This window comes from Bordetella sp. H567 (assembly GCF_001704295.1).
In the GTDB taxonomy this organism is placed as follows: domain Bacteria; phylum Pseudomonadota; class Gammaproteobacteria; order Burkholderiales; family Burkholderiaceae_B; genus Bordetella_C.
Map to the genome: position 1 here is coordinate 5250554 of NZ_CP012334.1, position 21436 is coordinate 5271989.

A 21436-nucleotide genomic window follows, 5' to 3' on the forward strand; every position below is an offset into this window, starting at 1 on the left:
GAAGTACTCGTCAGGGCGAAGAGCGCAATGTTAAACCGGCGGGGTCGGCGGCCGGCCGATGGATCGTCGATGCCGATGCCGGGCTCCGGGCCGAGGCGCGGCTCGATGCCGGTGTCGGTGTCGGTGCCCCGCTCGAAGCCGATGTGGACGTGGACGCCGATGCCGCCAGGCTGCGATCCAGCCAGGCGGCCAGATCGTCGGCGGTCATGTCCGTCGCCGCGCGCAGCGCCACCACACCGCCCTGGGCGTCCAGGCTGGGCGCCGGGGCGCCGTGGGCTAGCCGGACCGAATCGACCACGCGTCGATCGCGCACCAGCACCGCCTGCAGCGCGACCTGGCCGGAACTGGACTTGCCGTCCGGCGTGTAGACCTGTTCGAAACGCGTCAGCGTGACCTGCAGCACGGGCGCGCGCGGGTCGACGCCATCCTGCACCACCGGCCCCGCCGCGGACAGCCGGTCGATCACTCGCTGCTGCACCAGTTGCGACGGCGGCGCGGCCCAGCGATACGTTGCATAGGAATGCGGACTGGCGCTGTCGCCGACGCGCCAGATGACGCCGGTGTCGGTGAGCATCTGCGCCGCCGAAAAGTTGACCGCCACGGGTTCGCGTCGCGCGCCGAGCCCGGTCGCGGCCGATGGGAAGGCGTCCGGCGAACCAGATGCGCTGGCCGAGCCCGATGCGCCAGGCGATCCCGGGTGGCGGGATGCCCCCGTTGCCCCGCGCGAACCCGATGTACCGGACGGCGTGGGCGCGGCCGCCTCGTCGGCTGCCGGCGTCGACGCCATGCCCGGTCCCGGGCCCAGGTCGAACAGCTGGGCGGGAGGGCTCGTGCGGCCCAGGCCGCATCCGCTCAGGGCCACGGCCAGGCCCAGCATCACCGGCAGCGTGTGCCACCTGCCCCGCCGGGGCGCGTGTCCGGTCATGCGCTCGTTCATTGTCCTCTCCCGAATCCCTCGAAGCCGGCTTCGCCCGGCCCGGGCCGCGGCGGCGGCGCGCCGAAGATGATGGATTGCGGCGTATCGCCGACCCGGCGCACGGTCGCGGACACGCCGCGCGCCGTGGCGTTGACCTGGTTCGCCATGCCGCTGACCGCCGGCAGGGTCTCGGTGGACAGCCGCGAAGCGGCATAGGCGATTTCACGCAGGCTGCGCGTGGCCATCACCAGCGGTCCGTCGGGCGCATCCAGTCGCGCCACCGCCACGCGCGCCTGCTGCGCCAGCGCGGAGATGTCACGCGCCGCGCCCTGCGCCTGCCGCGAGGTCTCGGCCAGGTTGTCGATCAGCGGCCCGACCTTGGCGACCAAGGGCCGCAACTGCGCGCTGGCGTCCTTCAGCGACGCCGACACCGTGGCGGCGTCCCGCAGGGCCGACTGCAGGGCCTGCACGTTCTGGTCGCTGAGCAGGACCGCCAGCTGGCCGGATATTTTTTCCAGGTTGCCGACGATGTTTCCACCTCCCAGCGTCAGCCGCTCGAACAAGCCGGGGCGCAAGGGAATCACGGGCAAGGCGTCGCCTTGCCGCGTCAGCCGCACGTGCGAACTGCCATCGTCGCGCAGATCGACATTGGACAGGCCCGTGATGCCCTGCACGCCCAGTTCCGCCCAAGTCGCCGACGTGATGGGCGTACTGGGCGCCACGCCGATGCGGATGTGCACGCGCCCCGGCACGTCGGGATCGAAGCCCAGCGACTGCACCTTGCCCACCGGCACGCCTTGATAGCGGACGGGCGATTGCTGCGACAGGCCGCTCACGGCGGTATTGGAAACGATCTCGTACTCGGTCAAGGTAGCGCGATCGTGGTTGATCGCCAGGGCGATCAGGACCACGGCCGCCAGCAGCACCAGCGTAAACGCACCCGCCAGCAGCGCATGGCTACGGCTTTCCATACATCAACTCCTTTGGAGCCAGATCGCCAAGGGCGCGCCGGCCGCGTTCGCCCAGGAAGAAAGTATGAATGAAGGGATGATCCACGTTCAGGATCTCCGGCAGCGTATCGCAGGCGATGACGCGCTTGTCGGCCAGCACCGCGACGCGCGAGGACAATTCCACCAGGGTGTCCAGATCGTGCGTGACCATGAGTACGGTGAAATGCAGCTGCCGGTGCAGGTTGCGAACCAGGTCGACGAACTCGTCGGACCGCTGCGGGTCCAGGCCCGCGGTGGGCTCATCCAGGAACAGCAGCTGGGGATCGAGCGACAGCGCGCGCGCCAGCGCGACGCGCTTGATCATCCCGCCCGACAGGTCGGCGGGCCGCTTGTGCGCGTCGTCGGCCGACAGGCCGACCATTTCGAGGCGGCACATCACCACGTCCTGCACCAGCGTTTCCGGGATCGTGCGCAGCTCGCGCAAGGGCAAGGCGACATTGTCGAACACCGACAGCGCGGAAAACAGCGCGCCCGCCTGGAACAGCACGCCCCATCGCCGCGCCAGCCGGCCGCACTCGTAGGAGCTCATTTCCGACACCGGCATTCCCAGCACGGTCACCGTGCCGGCCGCCGGCGCGTCCAGCCCCATGATCTGCCGCAGCAGCGTCGTCTTGCCCGAGCCGGACCCCCCCACCAGCGACAGGATTTCGCCGGGATACACGGTCAGGTCGAGGTTTTCGTGCACGACATGGTCGCCGAACGCCGTCTTCAGTCCCACCACGGAAATAATGGGCGCCACGGTCAGCGCGTCGTCGGTGAACAAATGCCGCTGTTGACTGACATCGTCCTTCATAAAGGCACCCCGCTCAGCATGACTGCGTACAAGGCATCGACCAGGATCACACCGGTGATCGACGTCACCACGGACGTCGTCGTGCGGCGCCCCAGGCTTTCCGTATTCGGCTCGATGTTCAGGCCGAAATAGCAGGCCACCAGCGCGATCACGACGCCGAAGGTGGCGCCCTTGGCCAGGCCGATGGCGTAGTTCGACAGCGTCACCGCCGTCGGCAGCGTATCCAGGAACCAGGCCAGGGACACGCCCAGTTGGGCGCGCGCGGCCAGCATGCCGCCCAGCAGCGCCAGCGCATCCGTCCAGACCACCAGCAGCGGCATCGACACGGCCAACGCGACCACGCGCGGCAGGATCAGTCGCTGGCTGTATGAGATACCCATGACCGCCATGGCGTCCAGCTCTTGCGTGACGCGCATCACGCCGATCTGCGCCGTGAAGGCCGACCCCGAACGCCCCGCCACCAGGATGGCCGCCAGCACCGGCCCCAGCTCGCGGACGATGGAAGTACCCAGCAACCGCACGATGAAGCGGTCGGCGCCGTAAGCCGATAGCTGCTGCGACGAAAGATAGGAAATCACCACGCCGATCAGGAAACCCACCAGCGCCGTAATGCCCAGCGCCTGCGCGCCGGCCCGGTAGATTTGCGCCGAGATCTCCCGCCACGGCACGCGTGCCGGATAGCGGATCATGGTGCCCAGGTCCAATATCAGCTGGCCCAGCATGATGATCATGGCGTAGCCGTGCCGCGCGCCCACCAGGATGGCCTCGCCCAGCTTCGTCACGGCACCCCAGCGATCCGCGGGCGGCGGGGGCGGCGCGACAACCTCGTGTGGATGGGCAGCCAGGGCGTCGAAGACCTCCTTCAGCGGCCCAGAGACGCGCAGGCGCTCGGGAATCCGGTCGCCCCAGGCATGCCAGATCAGGTTGGCGCCCACGGTGTCCAGGCGCACGATGCCGGTCAGGTCCCAGCGGGCGTCGCGCGCGGCCTGCTCCAGGGCGTGGCAGCGCGCCTGCACCTCGCCGGGACGCGCCAGGGCGTGGACGCTCCAGTCGCCGCTCACATAGCAAACGTCGCCGGCAAGCCGGAAAGGCGGCGCGGCGGCGGATGGCAGGTTCGAGATGGTCTGGACCATGGACGGATCGGTAGTGCCGGTCTGGCGCCGGCCCTCGTGGGCGCGAACAGGGGTAATGATACGCGGAGTAGCGTGTCAGGACGGGGACGGTGGCTGTCGGAGCGGGGATCGCCGTTGCCGGTCCGGGACACGGTTGCCAGGCTAAGGACACGGCTAACTATAAAATCCCATGATCGCCACTGCCACTTTTCCGTCGAAAGCCCGCGCGGCTTGCGGCAACCGCCTCTTCCCATGCCGGATCTACCCGAACTTCCCACGCCAGATCACTTGGCCGCCGCCCTGCGCGCGCGGTTGATGGACGGGCTTTCCGCGCCCTTCGGGCGGGTTGATTGGGTGGCCCAGACGGGGTCGACCAATGCCGATCTGCTGGCGCGCGCACGGGCACGCGCCAGCGCCACGTTGGGTGCGGTCAGCGCGGCCAGCGAAGGGGCCGGCTCGCCCAAGCCGTGGCTGCTGGGCGCACACCTGCAGCAGACCGGCCGCGGCCGCGCCGGCCGTGCGTGGCAGAACCGTCCAGGCGCCGCCCTGATGTTCTCCTGCGCTTTCGATACGATGCTGCCGCCTGCAAGCCTGCCGGTGCTCTCCCCGCTGGCTGGCCTGGTCGCTTGTGAGGCCCTGCGCGGCATCGCCGGGACCGCCGGCGAACGCCTCTGCGTCAAATGGCCCAACGACGTGCAGTGGGGCGATGCCAAACTCGCGGGCGTGCTGGTCGAAACCACGCGCAACCTGGCCGACCGGACCGCCAGCCACACCGTCGTGATCGGCATGGGCATGAACCTGCGCGACGGCGACGCGTTGTCCCATGCGCTGGAGCGCCAGGTCGCGGACTGGTCCATGACGAATTGCGGCGCGGCGCTGAGCGATATCGTGTGTGCGGTCGCCTTGGCGTGGCGCGATGCGCTGGCCGATGTCGAACGCGATGGATTCGCGGGCTTCGTCGGGCGTTTCAGGCGGCTGGACGCGCTGGAAGGACGGGATATCCAGGTGCTGGACAAGGGCAGTGTGCTGCATCACGGGCTGGGTTGCGGCGTGGACGCGCAAGGGCGTCTGCGGATCCGCACCTGGGAAGGAGAACTGCCGGTTTCGGTCGGCGAGATTTCGGTGCGGCCAGCATGAACACCATCGTATTGATCGATTCGGGGAATACTCGGCTGAAGGTCGGGGTGATCGGCGACAGAGCCAGGGACACGGGTTCCGCACCGGACCGCAATGCCGGTGACCGCTCCTCGCATGCCGCCGATGGTGGATTGAGCGATGTCGATGACCTTGACGAGCCTGTCGTCACGACGGATTCGGCTCACGATGGGAAGGTCGGCGCATGCATTGGGGGTGTTGGCACCGGCCGCGGCAATTGGAGTGGAGACCTTCAGGCATCCGTCTTGGACCAGGACGATGTCCAGAGCTTGAAGGACTGGCTTGCCGCGCTGCCCGGCCCGCCTGTGGCGGCGCTCGGAACCAACGTTGCTGGCGAGGCGCGCGCCGCCATTATCGAAGCAGCATTTGCAGAGATCCGCTGTCCCATTCGTTGGATCGCGCCGCAGGCGCAGGCCTATGGCCTGACGTCACGCTATACGAGGCCGGAGCAGCTGGGCGCCGATCGATGGGTATCGATGCTGGGTGTGCTGGCCAGGCGCGATGCCGTAATGCATGCGTCCTCCTGCGCATTCCGTTCATCGGAGTCGAGACCTGGATCGGCGACGGGCGCCAGATCGGACCACGCTCGCCAACGCACGGCAGGCCCCAGTCCAGCTGGCGCCCTTGCACCCTTTCTACTCGCCAGTTTCGGTACAGCGACGACACTGGATACCGTGAGCGGCGAGAACGTCTTCGAAGGCGGCTTGATCCTGCCCGGTCCCGCAATGATGCGCCGATCCCTCGCATCCGGTACCGCCAACCTGCCTCTGGCCGATGGCGATGCGGTGGTCTACCCCACCGATACTCAGCACGCGATTGCCTCGGGCGTCGCCGCCGCGCAGGCCGGCGCCGTGCTGCGACAATGGCTGGCCGGCTTGCGCCGCTATGGCGATGCGCCTCACATCTATGTCGCCGGCGGTGGCTGGCAGGAAGTTGAACCGGAGACCCGCCGTTTGCTGACCGATACGGCGGCCGCGATGGGGCGCTTGCCGCCGCCTATCCACATAATCGAAAATCCTGTTCTGCATGGCTTGGTACGTATCGCCGCCACCATCAATCTGGGCCAGACCTAATGCGCATACTCTTCATTCTTATTGTGCTGGCGAATATCGTCGTCTATGGCGTGGGCCAGGGCTGGCTTGGAGTGCAGCCGGAAGACGAGGGGCGAGAGCCCATCAAGCAGCAGCAACAGCTGAATGCGGATAAGGTCATGATAGGAAAGTGAGTTCTTTCCCAACCTAACAAGCCGCATACGCCGGCTCGGGGATCCTAATAGCTGAAGATCCTTCGTCCCGGCCGCTGAATGGGCATGGATGCCCCGGCCGCATCAAGCGACCCGGTGCCAATACTCGGGTTTATCGAGCCTGATGTAAGGAAGCATATTCAGCCGGTCACGACGCCGCGGCATATTTCGCTCTGCTTCGACGCAGCCAATCCCCCGTGATGCTCGAACGTCATCATCGACGGCGCTCAAGTTCGAGCTCGTTCAGAGAAACAGTATACTGGCGGCCGACTAGCGCGGCCCGCAACCTCGTCGCACCGATTTGCCGCCTGTGCAGCAATGCAGAACAGGGCGAACGACTCCCGGGTTTCGGGTTTGTCTTTCCAGCCACGCCCTGTGCGGATGCGGACCATTTCGAAATATGCAATCTGGCGCAATTTCGCCGGTCGCCCCGCAAGTTCTGTTCATAAGGTAGCGCTTCCAATGAGGCTTTCGATTGTCGCGACCCTCTATAAATCCGAAGAATACCTCCAGGAATTTCACCGCCGGGCGATGACCGTTGCATCCAGCCTGGCTGGCGATGACTATGAAATCATATTGGTGAACGACGGGTCGCCCGACAATAGCCTGGATTCCGCCATTGCGCTTACGGAGCGTTACGCTCACTTGACAGTGATTGACCTGTCAAGGAACTTCGGGCACCACAAAGCCATGATGACCGGGCTGGCGGCAGCGAGCGGAGACCAAGTCTTCCTGATAGACAGCGATCTAGAGGAAGAGCCCGAATGGCTGCTGGACTTCGAGCGCAAGATGCGCGAAGAAGGGAGCGATGTCGTCTATGGCGTGCAAATGCGGCGCAGGGGCGGGAGCTTCGAGCGTATAACGGGTGGAATATTCTATAAAGCTTTTCGTTTCCTGACTGGTATCGCGCAGCCTGACAACATCGTCACGGCCAGATTGATGACACGACGATACGTCAATGCTCTGGTCTCCCATCGCGAGCGCGAACTGAACATCGGCGGGCTCTGGGTTATCACCGGATTCAAGCAATCCCAGCGATACATCACCAAGCACTCCACCAGTCCCACTACTTATACGCTGCGCAAAAAATTCAGTCACCTGGTCAATGCCGTGACCTCGTTTAGCAGCCTTCCCCTGGTACTGACATTTTACGCCGGTCTTCTTATTTCACTTTCCGCCACGGCCTTCATCGCCTATCTAGCATTCTTATACTTTTTCGTATCGACCCCTCCCGGTGGATACACCTCCATCATCGCATCCATCTGGCTCTTTTCCGGGCTTATCATTTTTTTTGTTGGAATGCAGGGCATCTATATCGCCAAGATATTTTCAGAGGTCAAGCAACGGCCGTATACGATCGTTCGGCAAATATACAAATCGCACCAAAGCCTGGACCTAAATGAAGTGACGCCGCGGCAGCAATAGCGCGGGGACTCGGAGCTACGGAGGAAAATATGAAGCAATGCTGGAAGAAATTGGGGCAGATTTACTGCCCGGCGACCGCGGGAAGGCATCCCAAGCTGGTGACTCACGCGGCGAATCCGCTTCCAATTCTCCTGGAAGGCGATATTTACCGTATTTTCTTCTGTGGCAGGGATGCCTCGAACCGCTCATCCATAGGTGCAGTGGACATCGATATTGTTTCCCGGACAGTCGTAAGAGACCATTTTGAGCCGATCTTCGAATATGGCCCGCCGGGAAGTTTCTACGCGGATGGCGTGAGCATCGGTGGCTGCTACACGGTGTCCGGACTGCAGTACATGCTCTTTATGGGGTGGCAAACCCCGCTTGGCGGGCAGTTCCGCGGAGACATTGGCAGGCTAGTATTGGATACCGATCTGGGGCTGACCCTTGAAAGCAATAGCCCTTTCTTGGGGTCTGACCCAACGGATCCGATCAGCCTATCGTACCCATGGGTGACCACGGACGACGAAGGCAACTACCTGATGTTGTACGGTTCGACTCTGACATGGGACGCCGGAAACGGGGAAATGCTGCATGTCATTCATCTGGCGACCTCCGTCAATGGACATGATTGGGCGCGCAAGGGGGCTGCCGTTCCGCATTCTTTAGGTATTGCGCAGGCATTTTCGCGCCCCACCGTGGCAAGAACCGAAAATGGGGGCTACCAGATGTGGTTCTCTTATCGCGGACCGAACACTAAGTATCGCATTGGCTATGCGGAAAGCGCGGATGGCCATCTTTGGCGTCTGGACCTGGAAAATGCAGGCATCGACGTTTCAGCCTCCGGCTGGGATTCCGAGATGATCGAATACCCCTGCGTATTCGACCACCTGGGCGTCCGCTACATGCTTTACAACGGCAACAGTTATGGGAAAACGGGCTTCGGCCTGGCCGTGATGGCGGGAGAGCGATAGCAGCTCAAATTTTCCGCAAGCGAGTACTGGGCACTCTGGATCGCTCAGTGGCACTCCCCAGATAGACTCCCTCCGCGGCTGCGTCAGCCAGAAGCAGCGCCCCCGCGCCAATGACGCAGAGGTTTTCCACCTTGATGTGATCCCGCAATGTCGCGTTGACGCCGATGAAGCAGCGTTCGCCGACTTCCACGCCCCCTGAAATGACTACATGCGACGCGATAAATGTATGATCGCCGATCACTGAATGATGGCCGATATGATTTCCGCTCCAGAGGGTGACGTTGTTTCCTATCCGAGCGAAGGGTTGTACCGTGTTGTCCTCGAGGATGAAACAGTTGTCCCCGATGGCCCCTCCGTTCAGGATAGTGGCCTTCGGACTGATGAAGCTCGCCATGCTGTAGCCCAGCTCCTTCGCGGCGATATATTTATCACGTCTCAGGGCGTTCAGCTTTGAATAGCTCAGGGCTATGAACATCTGATGGGTGTCAGGGGGATATACCCTGGTCACGTCATCGAACGGCACGACCGGCAGGCTGCAGAACGTCTCATCCGTCACATAGGCCGCGTCCACGGTGAAAGCCACGATCTCCCATTCTGGCTGCGTCGAGAAATAATAGTGCGCCAATTGGGCAATATCTCCAGTCCCGAAGATAACGAGCTTCGTGGTCATTTATCGTTCCTCACCAAGATGGTGAATTCGTAGAGACCGTAGTCGTGAAGCAAGGCCACATGGCGTGAATACCTGCGTTTGCACAGGTCGAAGAGTACGCACGGATCGGCGTAATACAGTTCATCGCGCATCTTCTCCGGATCGGAATACGACGTTAAACAGTTGAACCCGAAACCACGGCGGCTGGTTTCGTTCAAGACGTCGAGCGTGTCACGCAGATAGTCCGTCCATTCCAGGTCGCCGCGGCCCATGCGCACGTTGAATATTCCGCTCGCGACGCCGAAATCCGCTACTTGGTCTGGGCGAGCCGCGGTCGTGAAGGCGACGTTGGGCGTTCCAGCGAAACGGCGTCTGCCTGCCTCCGTCATATCCTCCGACACGTCGATCCCGTGATAACGGAAGGCTCCGAAGTGCTCCTTCAGGTAGTCACAAAGCGCGCCATAGCCGCAACCGACGTCATTAATCGAGAAGTCGTTCGGCGCTTCGATCAGCTTGCAGAGCTGCTCAAACCGACGGCGTTGGCTCTCTTCCCCGTTCCAATCGACGCCCCGTGGCGTCTCCCCGTGTTCCGCCAGCTTTGCGGAATAATAGCGGGCGACATCCTCGAGCAGGCCCGGTCTATTCTTTTCCATGCTTTTCCTTATGGGGTACGGAGCTACATGCCCATGCGATCAGCGCACGTCCGTCAAGCATTTTTGCAAGACATCCGCTACCTTTTCCTGCTGGGCCTGCGACAGCCCGATCCACAAGGGCAATCTTACCAACCGGTTGGATTGACGGTCTGTCACCTCAAGAGCGCCGTGCGCGCGTCCATATCGCCGTCCGGCCGGTGAAGAGTGCAATGGGATATAGTGAAAGACCGCATTAACCTCCTGCCGCTTCAGTTCGGCCAACACACTTTCCCGATTCGCCGACTCAGGCAGCAGGACATAATAAAGGTGGCCGTTATGCTGGCAATCATCTGGCACGACAGGCCGACGCAGCAGCCCCTTCTCCTCCAGGGGTTCGAGCAGGGTATGGTAGAACTGCCAGCTCTCGAGCCGTTGTGCCAGAATCGCTTCCGCGTCCTCCAGTTGCGCCCAGAGAAAAGCAGCAATAAGCTCTCCAGGAAGGAACGAAGATCCCACGTCCTGCCAGGTATATTTATCGACTTCACCGCGGAAGAAGCGACTCCTATCCGTTCCCTTCTCACGAATGATTTCGGCTCGCAGCGCCAGGCCTGGATCGTTAACCAGTAATGCGCCGCCTTCCCCGGAAATAACGTTCTTTGTCTCGTGGAAGCTATACGCGCCCAAATGCCCGATGCCACCGAGGGCCCTACCCTTGTAGCTGGCCGTCACGCCTTGCGCAGCATCCTCCACCACCCGCAGATCGTGTTTAGCTGCAATCTCCATGATGGAGTCCATCTCACACGCTATCCCGGCGTAGTGCACCGGTACTATCGCGCGAGTCCGGGACGTTATGGCAGACTCGATCAGCGTCTCGTCCAGGTTTAGCGTGTCCTCCCGTACGTCGACGAAGACCGGTACGCCACCGCGCAATACAAACGCGTTCGCGGTCGAGACGAACGTATAGGACGGCATGATTATTTCGTCACCGGGCTTGATATCGAGCAAGAGCGCCGCCATCTCCAACGCCGCCGTGCAAGAGTGAGTCAAGAGTGCATGGCTACTGGCGGCACGTTTCTTAAGCCATGCATGGCACTTCTTCGTAAAGGGCCCGTCTCCAGCCAGACTGCCGTTGAAATGAGCTTCAGCGATGTAGTACAGCTCCTTGCCTGTCATATGGGGCCAATTAAACGGGATCTTTGCCATGCATCGCCTTCGTATCAAGTATCTTCATATGCGCCCTTTCGGTACCGTCCGATGGGCGGGCCAAAGCGGCCGACAATTCATGCTGCTATGTCAAGCTCTCCGCTACAACGAGGCGAGATCCTCCGACCGGATAATTCAATCCAGCCTGGATACCCAATAACTCGATTTTCAAAATCCATTCGAGCGTGGAGTTCAAAGGTGCGCTGAGCTTTAGTTCGGCCGCGGGGTCGAAATTTTCATGGGCGGCAGTCGTGGGCTTCTTCCTGCTCGCGTACATGACCGGCAGCAGCAGACTCACGAACGACGTACTCCTTACTATGCGGAAGCCCGCACGCTTCAATTTGCCGTGCAACTCATCCGCGGTATAACGCCTTTCATGGTACGCCCGGGTATCGGTGACGCTCCACAACGAGGGATGCTGCGGCACGGTCAAAAACAGTGCGCCACCGCTCTTTAGCGACATACGCAACTGGTCCAGGACGATCTCGTCCTCTTTAATATGCTCCAGAACGTCAAAGGCCCCCACGGCATCGAATTCGGCACGGAACGGAATGCGCCTTGCATCTAATTGCATGAACTTGGCCGCCGGCACGCGCTGGGCGGCGAAGCGCAAACCTTCTGTGTGCAGCTCGCTACCGTGAAGGCTCGCTTGCGGGAATGCCTTGGCCACGCCACTCAAGACAAAACCGGTTCCACACCCTACTTCAAGGTATGTCCCGATCTGGGGGCGATACTTCTTCAGTGCCCACACTATCAATTCATTCCTGACCCGGAACCAGAAATTGCCTTCCTCCAGGCCTGCCAGCGTTTTGAAGTCCAGCGGGTTGAAGCCCTCTATGGTATTGGTCATCTCGGCGGCATAGGCCTCAAATCCATCGATAACCGTGGGAAAATCTCCACATGCCGGACATCGTGGGATAGTGGACGAGCGCCCCGTTCCGCATTGCAAACAATATTTCACCGCGACCCTCGATATGGACTATGCGCTACTGCCAAAGGCATAAAACCGCAACGCGAGGAAAAGGAATGCCGCAACCACCAAAATCGCGATTGCTTGAACCGCTTGATGCGGGTATCCAAATTTGTCGACGAACACGGTCAATATCCCCAGGTTGAGAAGATACCCGCCCCCGTAAGCCACGGCGTATCGCACCGCGGCCCCGGCCAAGTCGCCCTTATGCCGGAACGTCATGGTTTTGTTCATGAAGAACCCGGCGGTCGATGCCACTACATAAAGCACCGTCATGGTGAGCTTCGGCGTGCCCCCAAGCGAAGTCGCCAACAGGTAGACGACGTAGCCGCACAAGTTTGACATCAGGCCTACAGCCGCGTACTTGATCAATTGCCGACGGGTTTCCCGCTTGCAGCAGGCAGCCAGAAGATTGGCGGAGCGCGACCATATCGACATATCGACACTCATGCGCCCACATACCGCATATAGCGGCTAGCCTCTTCTCCGCAATTGAATAACAAATCCAGGATGGTCACACCGTGCGAAAAATCCCCCCAAAGTTGAGGATATTCGGGATAGCCGCTGTAGTCGAACCATGTCAGTTTGATTCCCGCCGCCTCGAACAGCCGGGCATCGACATAGTCTTTCGCCGCAGGGCCGGAGATATACTCGGCGCCTGCGGCTTGGCGGCATATGTCCACCAGACGCTCCGTCTTGCCTTCGGCCAAGCGATATTCCGACGAATCGGTGATCTCAGTTTTGATTGCCAGATATTTGCATACCGCCACGATCAGGCGACGGTTTAAATCCGACAGCAGGCTGTACTTTTCTTCCATATAGAGCGGCTCGAGCCATGATGCGATTTGGGAAAAGTATGCAGCCTTCTTGTAGTTCTGCACGATAGACCGCCAGTGCAGCGCCGCCCACTCCTCACCGTCGATTTCGGTCTCATTGATTTTCTGAAGGTATTTCCCCTTGACGCGAACCGGCACGGTGAGCCACTGCGGACCTTGAGGGGTTTTGATAAGGTTGCGATTGCGCCAATCCCGTCGAGTATATTGCATATCGTCGTAGAGTATGAACTCGTCGACCGCCGCGATCATGTCGAAGTAGCCCTTCCACGGGATATAGTTGGATTGGACGATAGCAACTTTCTTCATTCGCTTGAGACTCCAATGGTCACGATATAGGGGGGATGCGGACGTCCCGTCGCTGCGCAGATCCGACCGTTGTTTTTTGTTTAGCCTGACGATCCACGTAGCTTAGGCTCCCACCCAAGGCCGCAGTAGCTGCAACATACGGCCTGTCGCACCAGTATGCGACGCAGTCCAGCCCAATGCCGCATCGCGCATGGCCATGCGCCTGGGTTCATCGTGCAGCAACGTGGAGGCTATGCGCATGGCTTCACTGGCGTCGGGGACTTGTAGTGCCGCGCCGGCGGCGGTCGCATCCTCTGTAGCCTGCGCAAAGTTATGCATATGCGGGCCGACGACGACCGGTGTTCCGGCTGCGCATGCCTCGATGAAATTTTGCCCTCCCAACGGCTCGAAACCTCCACCGACGATGGCCACGTCCGCGGCGCCGTAATAGAACGCCATCTCACCCAGCGTGTCGCCCAGCAAAACCGGCACGTCAGCCGGCGGCACCTGCGTTCCGCCCGATCGCCGCACAAAGCGCACATTATTCTTTTCCAACAGCGCAGCCGCTTCGGCAAAACGTTGTGGATGCCGCGGGATCAGCATATAGAGCGGAGCAGCGCCTTTCCGGCCGTTTATCGCGTTCCGTATAAGCGTGGCGAAGATTTCGTCCTCGCCCTCCCGCGTGCTTGCAATGGCGACAATGGCGCGTCCTACGGTCCGCCTCCATGCCCGCCCTTCTTCCAACTGATCGGCGGACAGGGCAACATCGAATTTCAAGTTGCCCACGACGTGGGGACAATATGCGCCAACCTGGCGCAAACGCTCTGCATCTGCCTTGGTCTGCGCAAGTACCAGATCAAGCGCTGCGTAAGCCCTCCGCAATGCCCCTCGCGCCCAGCGCGACCGGCGCACGGATCTCTCGGAGAGCCGGGCGCTGACGAGCAACATCGAAACGCCTTGTCGCCCAGCCTCCTTTATCAGGTTCGGCCAAACTTCCCGTTCAATCAAGATACCGCAGCGAGGGGCGAAGAATCGGAGGAACCGGCGGACCGATCCAGGGAAATCGTACGGTAGCCACGCTTGCCGCAGTTGGCCATTCGCTATCGCGTCAGGAAATAAACGGCCTCCTTCGGCACGGCCCGTGGGCGTGGTATGGGTAAGGAGTACCTGCCGCCCCTCGTCCAGCAGCGCACGGATGAGCGGCTGTGCCGCGCGTGTTTCTCCCAAGCTGACGGCATGGATCCATATGCGACCTTTGGTACGTGGCCCCGCCTCGCTGTCGGCATAGCGGCCAAACCGAGCAGGGCCAAGGATGTCCCACTCGCCACTGCTCTTCCCGGCTCGACCGTGAATCCACAGCCAGAGGATCGGGGCGAATAGCCGAAGCAATACTGTATAGAGGAATCTCGTCATTGGAGCGCGTCCGGATCTTCTTGATGCGGCACCTTCTACGCTATCAACGCCTGTTCGACGGCGGCAAGAACGGCATCGCGTGACGGCGGCGCGCCGCGGTCGCCTAGACTGGCGGTGAACGAATCGCCCACCAAGGGTGTCCGTATGGGCGTAGACGCGCGATATATACCTATCGTAGGACGCCCCAGCGCGGCCGAAAGGTGCGTCAAACCACTGTCAAGACCCACCATCATCCGCGCACCGGACAACAATTTTGCAATAGCCGTCAGGTTCATCCGCGGCACAACCTCCGCACCTTCGAATCCCTCAATCAAGGCCGTTGCTCGCAGCGTCTCCTCGTCATTGCCGGCGAGCAGGCGCAATGAACAGCCGGCCTCTCGCAACCGATGGAAAACGGCGTGCCAGTCGTCCTCGGGCCACAATTTGTCCGGCCGGCTGGCACTTGGCATGATGACGGCATATTCAGCGCCATTGCGGCGTTGATCCGTATTGACTGCTCGATGCTGGGCTTGGCGAGTGAAGGCCTGCAAACCGAAATCCGGACGCCCCATTACCGTATAGCCGAAAGTCAGCGCAGCCAGCTGCCGTTGACGCACAACGGCCGGCTGCCAGAATTCGACCTTGTGGCGGACGTCATAAAAGAGTGAGGCCAGCGGCTCCCTGGCCGATTTCCAATCGAGCCCATGGCGTACGCCTTGGGCTTGCCGCACCAGCCATGCTGATTTCAATAGCGCCTGCATGTCGAGCACCACGTCATAACGTTTTGCGTGCAGCCGGCCGCGTAGACCACGACGCTCCGCTCGGACGTCCGCGGACCACCACGACTTCCGCCAACGCCGATGTGCAACCTTGATGACGTTTCCAACGGCCGGATGCCAGGATGGAATTTCGGCGAATGCTTCTTCCGCAAGCCAGTCAATACGGGCATCCGGTACGTGCCGCGCGATGTCCGACATGGCGGGCAGCATATGCACTAGGTCGCCTAGCGACGAGGTACGAACAATGAGGATTTCCAAGTGACAGGACGAAGGAAAGTTGACCTGCCGGTATTCTAAGGCCTAAACATGCGCTGCCTGGTGCGCTGCACAGCGGCCGCAAGCACGCGGACACATGCACACTGGGCTTGCCCTATCTCTCCGGACACGTCAGATGGCATGACGATGCCTGGAGAGCAGGAAGATGGCACGGACCAGAAGAACCTTTACACACGAGTTCAAACGCGAGGCGGTACGCCTAGGCTGAACACCAGGATAGCAACGTCTCGAAAATCGCGCTGAACCATACCGACGCGCTGATGATGACGTTGCATCGGCGCGGCCACTGCAGGTCGTCATCATTGGTACTGTCATGGCCGGGGCTCATTTTTCATGCAGCCAGCTCACGTTGAAGGCCTGCGGACGAGCGAACTGGTCCCGATAGAGTCTGATTAGTATCTCCGGCGCAGGGGTTTCGGTTGGAGGGATTTCCACGCGCTGCCATCTTACCGGCTCGTCTGCCAGTGCCCCTGCAAAGCTAAGCTGGCCATCCACGGTTACGTCATAGCGCAACCCCGTAGGCTGCCTCGGCTCCCAGAGATAAGGGAAACGCGTAGCGCTGACAAAAAACGATAAGGACTTGGCATCTGGACCTAACGGTACCGCAAGCAACGCACAATTCACACCGGGCGGGAAACGGATCGTGATGTCGTTATACGCCTTGACAATCTGCGCGCCCTCGCAGGAGCGTCCCGCCGCGGTCGGGCCCGCTAAAGTTGTGGAGACGCTCAGGTTCGGGTGTGTCGAGCGTACCGCCCAGAACACCAAACAAAGTGAAGTGAATAAGCCAAACAGTAAAACGGCCGGGGGCCAGAGGCGGACGACGGCCTTACGTGGCTCGATGTCAGCCTCTACCGGTAGCAGGCCCTGCGCCGCGAGCAGACACAAGGCCGGGGCGATAAGCAACACATATCGCGCCTGGGTCTCGCCCAAACACAGCACAACAAGGAAGAAAGCGGCCATCCAGGACAACGCAGCGAGCCTGAGGCCGTCAGCGCGGAACCAAGCAATCCCTTTGATCGCTAAACAGACATATGTGAGCCCGACAATGTTTAGCCAGGAAAACCATTCGCCGCGAAAAGGCACGGTGCTCTTGGAGACCACGTAGACCGTGTCCGGATTAAAACCGGTATAGTTCAAGGACGAGAGGCCGTAATATCCGGTTGCCGAGAATAATGTGTACGCCTTGCTCATCAAATACTGCGGGAATGAAGATAAACCATTGATCATTTCCTGTGAGAAGCGCAGCAAGGCGACGCCCAGCCGGTCCCCCAGAGGCACGGCGTACCAGAAATACTGGCCCCACGGATAATTGCTGTTGAAGTCCTGATTTGTATGAAAGTCGATTGACGAAAGTATCTTGAAAAGCTGGAGAGGCTCCGCGGCAATAGTCCCCTGCGTCGCATGGCTCATCCCTGTACGCAGCGCGGCGTAGACGAAAATAACCACGGAGCTTCCCAGGACGAGGCGTCCCAAACGCTTTCGATCAGCAGCGGCGATGACCCAGAACACGGTTGCTGCCAGCATCAATGGTCCGATCGACCGGAGGGCATCTCCCATGAAGATCGTGGCGGCAAGGGCCGGCGCAACGAAGGCTAATCTGCCCGTCAGGAGACGAGGTAGCAGAAGCAGGAATAAAACCACGAATATCACCGCCGCGTTATCCGTGCTGGCTAGCGTCGTCGTAAACCAGAACTCCGGAAAGACCGCAAGCAGGATAGTAGTGCAGGTGGCGACCCTCTCGCCGTACCAGCGCCGCACGCCTACGAACCAAATCGTCAACGCGACCAAGTGCAACAGCACATTGGCTAGCTTCAGGTCAACGTACGAGCTTAGGCCGATGCCATTCAATAAGCCGGTATAGAACAGTGACCGGGTCCAATAAGTCAGGCTAGGACGCAAGTATTCGGACTGGCAACTTGCAATCCACGTCACGAAATCCCACCGTGCACGTGAGCCACAGGTCCAATAGACGCCGAAGTCGCTATTCTGTACAGAATCGTAGATCCCCGCCCACGCGAACTGCACTACCGCCACCGCCCCGACCGCCAACATGCCGGTCCAAGGCGGCCCGGCTCGATCCGGCACTGACCCGTAGCTCAACCGTGATCCGATGAAAACCAGAACCGCAGCTATTGCAGTCGGAAGAACTTTCATTGGCCATGCGGCTGGATCTGTCATCGCATAGCCTAAAATTGCGAAACAGAATACGAACAAGGCAACGGCGCGCAATAAGCTCGCTAGGACGTTCTCCCGAATTATCAAGGGGAGCGCTGGGTCTAGGATCGCGCGCCCACGAGTTGTAGCTGCGGAGGCTAGGCGGGACCAGAATGGCAAGACGCGATGCACCGACATTGTTGAAGCAATTTGGTAGTGACACAGCGGGCGCGAGCCGGCATGGGAGAAGCGGGCGTATCGGTAAGCAGGCCTGTTGCATGAACGGCCTGCGAACATAGACCTGCCGTAACTTCGACGCGATCAAAGTATTCGGCCGAAACCCGGGCGGTATTCGTGTGGTTGCCACGGCCCCCACTTCCGTTCATACAGCTCGCGGTTTTGGGTAAACAACTTCGCCCGGGCGTCTACGGCCATCAAATTGAACGACGCTGAATGGTGATGGTGGATGAAGACATCCTCTGCGCAACGCACGATATAGCCCCGTTGCTGAATTCGACGGCAGTAATCGTCGTCCTCGAACATACCGATTCCGAACGCTTCGTCTAGATCACCCACCTCCTCGTACATCTTCCTAGACAGCGCGACGCAGAAGAATGCAGCAGTATAGATTGCAAAGGATTGGCCCATATGGCCTGCCGTATAAAGGCGCGCCGCATACTCCATTTCCTCCATCGTGTTATAGGCGATGTCGATCTTTGCTTCATTCCCTATGTTGTTGGTGACCGGACCAACTATACCGCTCGCGGTATCGCGCTCAAGGTGTCGAACCAGCGTCCCGAGCCACCCAGGAGTCACATAGGTGTCGTTGTTCAACAACACCAGATAGTGTCCGCGCGCGATCTTCAATCCCTGATTGTTCGCTGCGGCGAAACCCCGGTTGTCCGCATTGAGAATGATTTGGCGGTTCTTTCCACGGGTAACCCATTCTTTCAAATATTCTGGCGTCGCGTCGCGCGAATTGTTGTCGACGACGATGACCTCGAAGTTTTTGTAATGAGTGTTCTTTTCGATACTGCGCAAGCAAGCGTCGGTCAGCTCCAACTTGTTATAGGTAACCAAGACCAAACTGACTAGCGGGGGGTTATATTGGTCGATGGCCAGACTGAGTGTGTGCGCGCGGTCATCCCAGGTTTGACTCGAGGCAAATCGGCGCCGCTGCGTCACCTCGGCGTCGGTGGGCGGAGTGCGCAGCGCCGCCCGAATATGGTCCATGATCTCCGCCTCTTCCCGTCCAACTGATACCAAACCAGAAAACTGGGCCATCTCGGGAAGATCAACAGCCACTACGTGCCTACCCGCGCTCAGATACTCATATACCTTCACTGGGTTGGTAGCAAGAGTCAAAGGGATGATTTTGAACAACAGCAGGCAAACGTCGAAAGCATAGAGGTAAAAGGGCAGATCTATATACTTCACCTCGCCCGTGAACTGCACGTTTGGACAATGGCGCAGACGTTCCTGAACCCCGGCGGAGTCCGCGCCTACGAGCAGCACGAGTGCGTCAGGAAAGGCCTGAGCCACTCTCTCGACCAAATCCACATCGAACCAGTGCGCAATGGCACCGTAATAGCCGATGATCTGGCGTCCGAGAGGATCTTCGAATACCTTGTCAGGTCGGGTCGCAAAATGCTCGTATTCGCAGGCGTTGCGAACGACATGCACCGAGCTATTTTTTGCACGCGCGATCTTTTCCAAGAAATCGGAGGTAACGATTACTTGGTCCGCCTCCCGCAGAATCCGTTCTTCCAACTCCAGGATGTCGGGCGCCCCATCACCGAAACCTTCATGGTGATCCATCATGTCATAAACGAGATGGCGATTCGGTAGTCGGTCGGCAAACGGTACCCAGAACGGGTGTTGCACCATCGAAATGATGGATGCAGGAGCGGCTTCGACCAGGAAGACCGCCAAGCTGGCCCGCAGATCCTCCGTCGTTTTCGCACTGGCGGCGGCCGAATAGATCGACGGTACGCCAGCCACGTGCAAATAGACCACGTTGAGCAGACCGTCTTCGGACAGCACTTCGATACGGAAGCCGGGCTTCGGGTCGTCGATAAAGTGATTGGAAAAATAATAGGTGCGATGCCCACGACGCGCCATGCCGCGGGCGATATGCTGTGGACGTTGAATACGAAAATGCCAGTCGATGATGCCCCAGACGAAAACATCGGCGCGGTCCTTGGCACCACGCAGCGGCGGCACCAATTGCGGCACGATGCTGGACATGGCCTCGGGTACGGTCGTCGCCGCAGGCAGCGGCAGGCTGGCACCGCCTAACAACCTTTGCTTAAGGGCATGCTTCCAAGCTTGGGGCACGGGCGTCTTGTGATAAGCCAATCGCGCCGCAGAATGCATTTTTCTTTTCCCTAAGCGGACCACATGGCCTACAGCACGTAGCGGCTTTGTCAGGCGCCACGAGGTGCTGTGCTTGATAGCCGCGATCGTTAGGTCTCGTTCGAGCACGGCGGCTTCGCGGTCGCGCAACTCCGCGTCATGTGCCATCAACGCATGTCGCAGCTCCGCTTCACGCTTCTCCCACGCATGCGTTTGCTCCAAATACTGATGGTTGGCCAGCTTCAGTTCACTGCGTACTCGCTCCAATTGCGAACTGGACTCCCGGAGCGCCTCTTGAGCAGCACCTAGATCGGCGCGCAAGGCGGTAACTGCTTCTTCAAGGCTGGCAATCGTCGCCTTTGCCATGCCGAGCTCGACGCCGGTGGGGATTGATTCGCGGGTTATCTCAAGACTATCGAGGCATAAGTTCAGCGATTTGATTTCCTCGCGCGCAGCGTATATGAGGAGAATCTGTTCGCCAGCCCAATAAGAGGGCTGATGGCCACTCAAGTCGACTACGCGGGAGAAGACGAGATCGAAGCGATCCGCGATCGATATAGGAATATTTTCCTGATCGAACGTTGCCTCGTGCTCATGGTGACGATCGTATTCCCGGAAAGGAACTAGCACCACCAGATATTTTCGCGCGAGGACCGCAAGATCCTTCAAGACTTCCTGTGGATTCGGAAAATGCTCCAGCGTATTAGAAGTGAACAATATGTCGTACTTAGCTTGGCTAGGGCGATTTTCTCGGCTCAAATAGTCCACCGCCTGAAATTCCGGCTTCGAATATCGCCCACGTGCCGTCTGAATGGCCACATCGGAAAAGTCGACTCCGACAACAGGCACGTCCAATATTTGCGCTAGCAGATCCGTCCCATCACCGGTGGCACAGCCCCAGTCGCACATCGAGGCTTTTTCTCGTCGAATTTTTTCCGAGAACCATTTGGGCAAATTGTCGAGCGCTGTTTTATAAAAAAAACGTGTTTGCTCGGGCCCACCTAAAGATTCCCAATCATCATGGAACCGACGCGTCCAATACCCTTCGCTATTTACTACCGGCAATTTCGTTCCCATGCCATAGTCAACGCCCCGGGCGGCGCCCTCCTCTTCATTCGAATGCGACGACAAACCCGTGCTCATAGTTTGATAGTAGAGAATTAAAAAATCTGCGAATATCGCAACGTGTAGCCGAAAAAAAAACGGCAGGCAAAGTTCGCGGGATGGTAACATTGCGCCCGAAAATCGCCAAGCTTTGCACAAGCCGGACTTCCCAGTCTTTCCGCCGGGGTGAC

General features: G+C 59.9%; 19 protein-coding genes. 5 read left to right on the forward strand and 14 right to left on the reverse strand.

The features are described from left to right. Nucleotides 1-10: 10 nt before the first annotated feature. Genes AKI39_RS23550 through AKI39_RS23565 form a run of 4 tightly spaced genes read right to left on the reverse strand, consistent with a single transcriptional unit; the run spans nt 11 to nt 3852 of the window. Complete coding sequence (locus AKI39_RS23550) at nt 11-937, reverse strand: ABC-type transport auxiliary lipoprotein family protein (protein WP_066641469.1); 927 nt, start codon at nt 935-937, stop codon at nt 11-13. Beyond that, complete coding sequence (locus AKI39_RS23555) at nt 934-1887, reverse strand: MlaD family protein (protein WP_066641475.1); 954 nt, start codon at nt 1885-1887, stop codon at nt 934-936. The genes AKI39_RS23550 and AKI39_RS23555 overlap by 4 nt, the downstream gene beginning before the upstream one ends. Continuing rightward, complete coding sequence (locus AKI39_RS23560; protein WP_066641487.1) at nt 1874-2719, reverse strand: ABC transporter ATP-binding protein; 846 nt, start codon at nt 2717-2719, stop codon at nt 1874-1876. Before AKI39_RS23560 ends, AKI39_RS23555 begins: the two co-directional genes overlap by 14 nt. Beyond that, nucleotides 2716-3852, reverse strand: a complete 1137-nt coding sequence (locus AKI39_RS23565) for an MlaE family ABC transporter permease (protein WP_066641489.1) — start codon at nt 3850-3852, stop codon at nt 2716-2718. The genes AKI39_RS23560 and AKI39_RS23565 overlap by 4 nt, the downstream gene beginning before the upstream one ends. A gap of 231 nt (nt 3853-4083) precedes the next feature. Here AKI39_RS23565 and AKI39_RS23570 point away from each other — a divergent pair, with 231 nt between their 5' ends. The 5 genes from AKI39_RS23570 (at nt 4084) to AKI39_RS23585 (ending at nt 8607) form a co-directional block, all read left to right on the forward strand. Continuing rightward, nucleotides 4084-4968, forward strand: a complete 885-nt coding sequence (locus AKI39_RS23570; RefSeq protein ID WP_066641491.1) for a biotin--[acetyl-CoA-carboxylase] ligase — start codon at nt 4084-4086, stop codon at nt 4966-4968. A gap of 206 nt (nt 4969-5174) precedes the next feature. Beyond that, complete coding sequence (locus AKI39_RS25040; RefSeq protein ID WP_443103681.1) at nt 5175-6059, forward strand: type III pantothenate kinase; 885 nt, start codon at nt 5175-5177, stop codon at nt 6057-6059. After that, nucleotides 6059-6211, forward strand: a complete 153-nt coding sequence (locus AKI39_RS25930; protein ID WP_201258529.1) for a hypothetical protein — start codon at nt 6059-6061, stop codon at nt 6209-6211. Before AKI39_RS25040 ends, AKI39_RS25930 begins: the two co-directional genes overlap by 1 nt. 480 nt (nt 6212-6691) lie before the next feature. After that, a complete protein-coding gene (locus tag AKI39_RS23580; protein ID WP_066641495.1) occupies nt 6692-7654 on the forward strand; it encodes a glycosyltransferase family 2 protein in 963 nt (320 codons plus the stop codon). A gap of 29 nt (nt 7655-7683) precedes the next feature. Further along, complete coding sequence (locus AKI39_RS23585) at nt 7684-8607, forward strand: hypothetical protein (RefSeq protein WP_066641496.1); 924 nt, start codon at nt 7684-7686, stop codon at nt 8605-8607. Between the two features lie 4 nt (nt 8608-8611). On the opposite strand, the gene AKI39_RS23590 is transcribed toward AKI39_RS23585, so the two are convergent. The 10 genes from AKI39_RS23590 to AKI39_RS23635 form a co-directional block, all read right to left on the reverse strand. Then, nucleotides 8612-9277 (reverse strand): acetyltransferase, encoded by a 666-nt coding sequence (locus AKI39_RS23590; RefSeq protein ID WP_066641497.1) that lies wholly within the window; start codon nt 9275-9277, stop codon nt 8612-8614. Then, entirely contained in the window at nt 9274-9909 is a 636-nt protein-coding gene (locus AKI39_RS23595) for a class I SAM-dependent methyltransferase (protein WP_066641498.1), read from the reverse strand. Before AKI39_RS23595 ends, AKI39_RS23590 begins: the two co-directional genes overlap by 4 nt. A 39-nt stretch (nt 9910-9948) precedes the next feature. Continuing rightward, entirely contained in the window at nt 9949-11091 is a 1143-nt protein-coding gene (rffA, locus tag AKI39_RS23600) for a dTDP-4-amino-4,6-dideoxygalactose transaminase (protein ID WP_066641499.1), read from the reverse strand. Between the two features lie 85 nt (nt 11092-11176). Beyond that, on the reverse strand, nt 11177-11941 hold the full coding sequence (locus AKI39_RS23605; protein WP_066641501.1) for a class I SAM-dependent methyltransferase: 765 nt from the start codon (nt 11939-11941) through the stop codon (nt 11177-11179). 129 nt (nt 11942-12070) lie between these two features. Then, entirely contained in the window at nt 12071-12499 is a 429-nt protein-coding gene (locus AKI39_RS23610; protein WP_066643674.1) for a GtrA family protein, read from the reverse strand. A gap of 8 nt (nt 12500-12507) precedes the next feature. Then, nucleotides 12508-13203, reverse strand: coding sequence for a WbqC family protein (locus tag AKI39_RS23615; RefSeq protein WP_066641503.1), 696 nt, complete (start codon nt 13201-13203; stop codon nt 12508-12510). Between the two features lie 102 nt (nt 13204-13305). Then, on the reverse strand, nt 13306-14595 hold the full coding sequence (locus AKI39_RS23620) for a 3-deoxy-D-manno-octulosonic acid transferase (protein ID WP_066641505.1): 1290 nt from the start codon (nt 14593-14595) through the stop codon (nt 13306-13308). Between the two features lie 35 nt (nt 14596-14630). Beyond that, nucleotides 14631-15563 (reverse strand): lipopolysaccharide heptosyltransferase I, encoded by a 933-nt coding sequence (waaC, locus tag AKI39_RS23625; RefSeq protein ID WP_066641507.1) that lies wholly within the window; start codon nt 15561-15563, stop codon nt 14631-14633. A 390-nt stretch (nt 15564-15953) separates the two neighbouring features. Further along, nucleotides 15954-17810 (reverse strand): hypothetical protein, encoded by a 1857-nt coding sequence (locus AKI39_RS23630; protein ID WP_145925362.1) that lies wholly within the window; start codon nt 17808-17810, stop codon nt 15954-15956. A gap of 297 nt (nt 17811-18107) precedes the next feature. After that, nucleotides 18108-21284 carry a glycosyltransferase gene (locus AKI39_RS23635; protein WP_158515208.1) on the reverse strand — a complete coding sequence of 1059 codons (3177 nt, stop codon included), beginning with the start codon at nt 21282-21284 and terminating at the stop codon, nt 18108-18110. Nucleotides 21285-21436 lie beyond the last annotated feature (152 nt).

Excerpts from the sequence above, each read along its gene's own strand:
- waaC (WP_066641507.1), bottom strand. The coding sequence starts at position 15,563 with ATGCTGCCCGCCATGTCGGACATCGCGCGGCACGTACCGGATGCCCGT.
- AKI39_RS23595 (WP_066641498.1), bottom strand. The coding sequence starts at position 9,909 with ATGGAAAAGAATAGACCGGGCCTGCTCGAGGATGTCGCCCGCTATTAT.
- AKI39_RS23550 (WP_066641469.1), bottom strand. The coding sequence starts at position 937 with ATGAACGAGCGCATGACCGGACACGCGCCCCGGCGGGGCAGGTGGCAC.
- AKI39_RS23580 (WP_066641495.1), top strand. The coding sequence starts at position 6,692 with ATGAGGCTTTCGATTGTCGCGACCCTCTATAAATCCGAAGAATACCTC.
- AKI39_RS23635 (WP_158515208.1), bottom strand. The coding sequence starts at position 21,284 with ATGAGCACGGGTTTGTCGTCGCATTCGAATGAAGAGGAGGGCGCCGCC.
- AKI39_RS23555 (WP_066641475.1), bottom strand. The coding sequence starts at position 1,887 with ATGGAAAGCCGTAGCCATGCGCTGCTGGCGGGTGCGTTTACGCTGGTG.
- AKI39_RS23570 (WP_066641491.1), top strand. The coding sequence starts at position 4,084 with ATGCCGGATCTACCCGAACTTCCCACGCCAGATCACTTGGCCGCCGCC.
- rffA (WP_066641499.1), bottom strand. The coding sequence starts at position 11,091 with ATGGCAAAGATCCCGTTTAATTGGCCCCATATGACAGGCAAGGAGCTG.
- AKI39_RS23565 (WP_066641489.1), bottom strand. The coding sequence starts at position 3,852 with ATGGTCCAGACCATCTCGAACCTGCCATCCGCCGCCGCGCCGCCTTTC.
- AKI39_RS23560 (WP_066641487.1), bottom strand. The coding sequence starts at position 2,719 with ATGAAGGACGATGTCAGTCAACAGCGGCATTTGTTCACCGACGACGCG.
- AKI39_RS25930 (WP_201258529.1), top strand. The coding sequence starts at position 6,059 with ATGCGCATACTCTTCATTCTTATTGTGCTGGCGAATATCGTCGTCTAT.
- AKI39_RS23615 (WP_066641503.1), bottom strand. The coding sequence starts at position 13,203 with ATGAAGAAAGTTGCTATCGTCCAATCCAACTATATCCCGTGGAAGGGC.
- AKI39_RS23620 (WP_066641505.1), bottom strand. The coding sequence starts at position 14,595 with ATGACGAGATTCCTCTATACAGTATTGCTTCGGCTATTCGCCCCGATC.
- AKI39_RS23605 (WP_066641501.1), bottom strand. The coding sequence starts at position 11,941 with ATGACCAATACCATAGAGGGCTTCAACCCGCTGGACTTCAAAACGCTG.
- AKI39_RS23610 (WP_066643674.1), bottom strand. The coding sequence starts at position 12,499 with ATGTCGATATGGTCGCGCTCCGCCAATCTTCTGGCTGCCTGCTGCAAG.
- AKI39_RS23630 (WP_145925362.1), bottom strand. The coding sequence starts at position 17,810 with ATGACAGATCCAGCCGCATGGCCAATGAAAGTTCTTCCGACTGCAATA.
- AKI39_RS23585 (WP_066641496.1), top strand. The coding sequence starts at position 7,684 with ATGAAGCAATGCTGGAAGAAATTGGGGCAGATTTACTGCCCGGCGACC.
- AKI39_RS23590 (WP_066641497.1), bottom strand. The coding sequence starts at position 9,277 with ATGACCACGAAGCTCGTTATCTTCGGGACTGGAGATATTGCCCAATTG.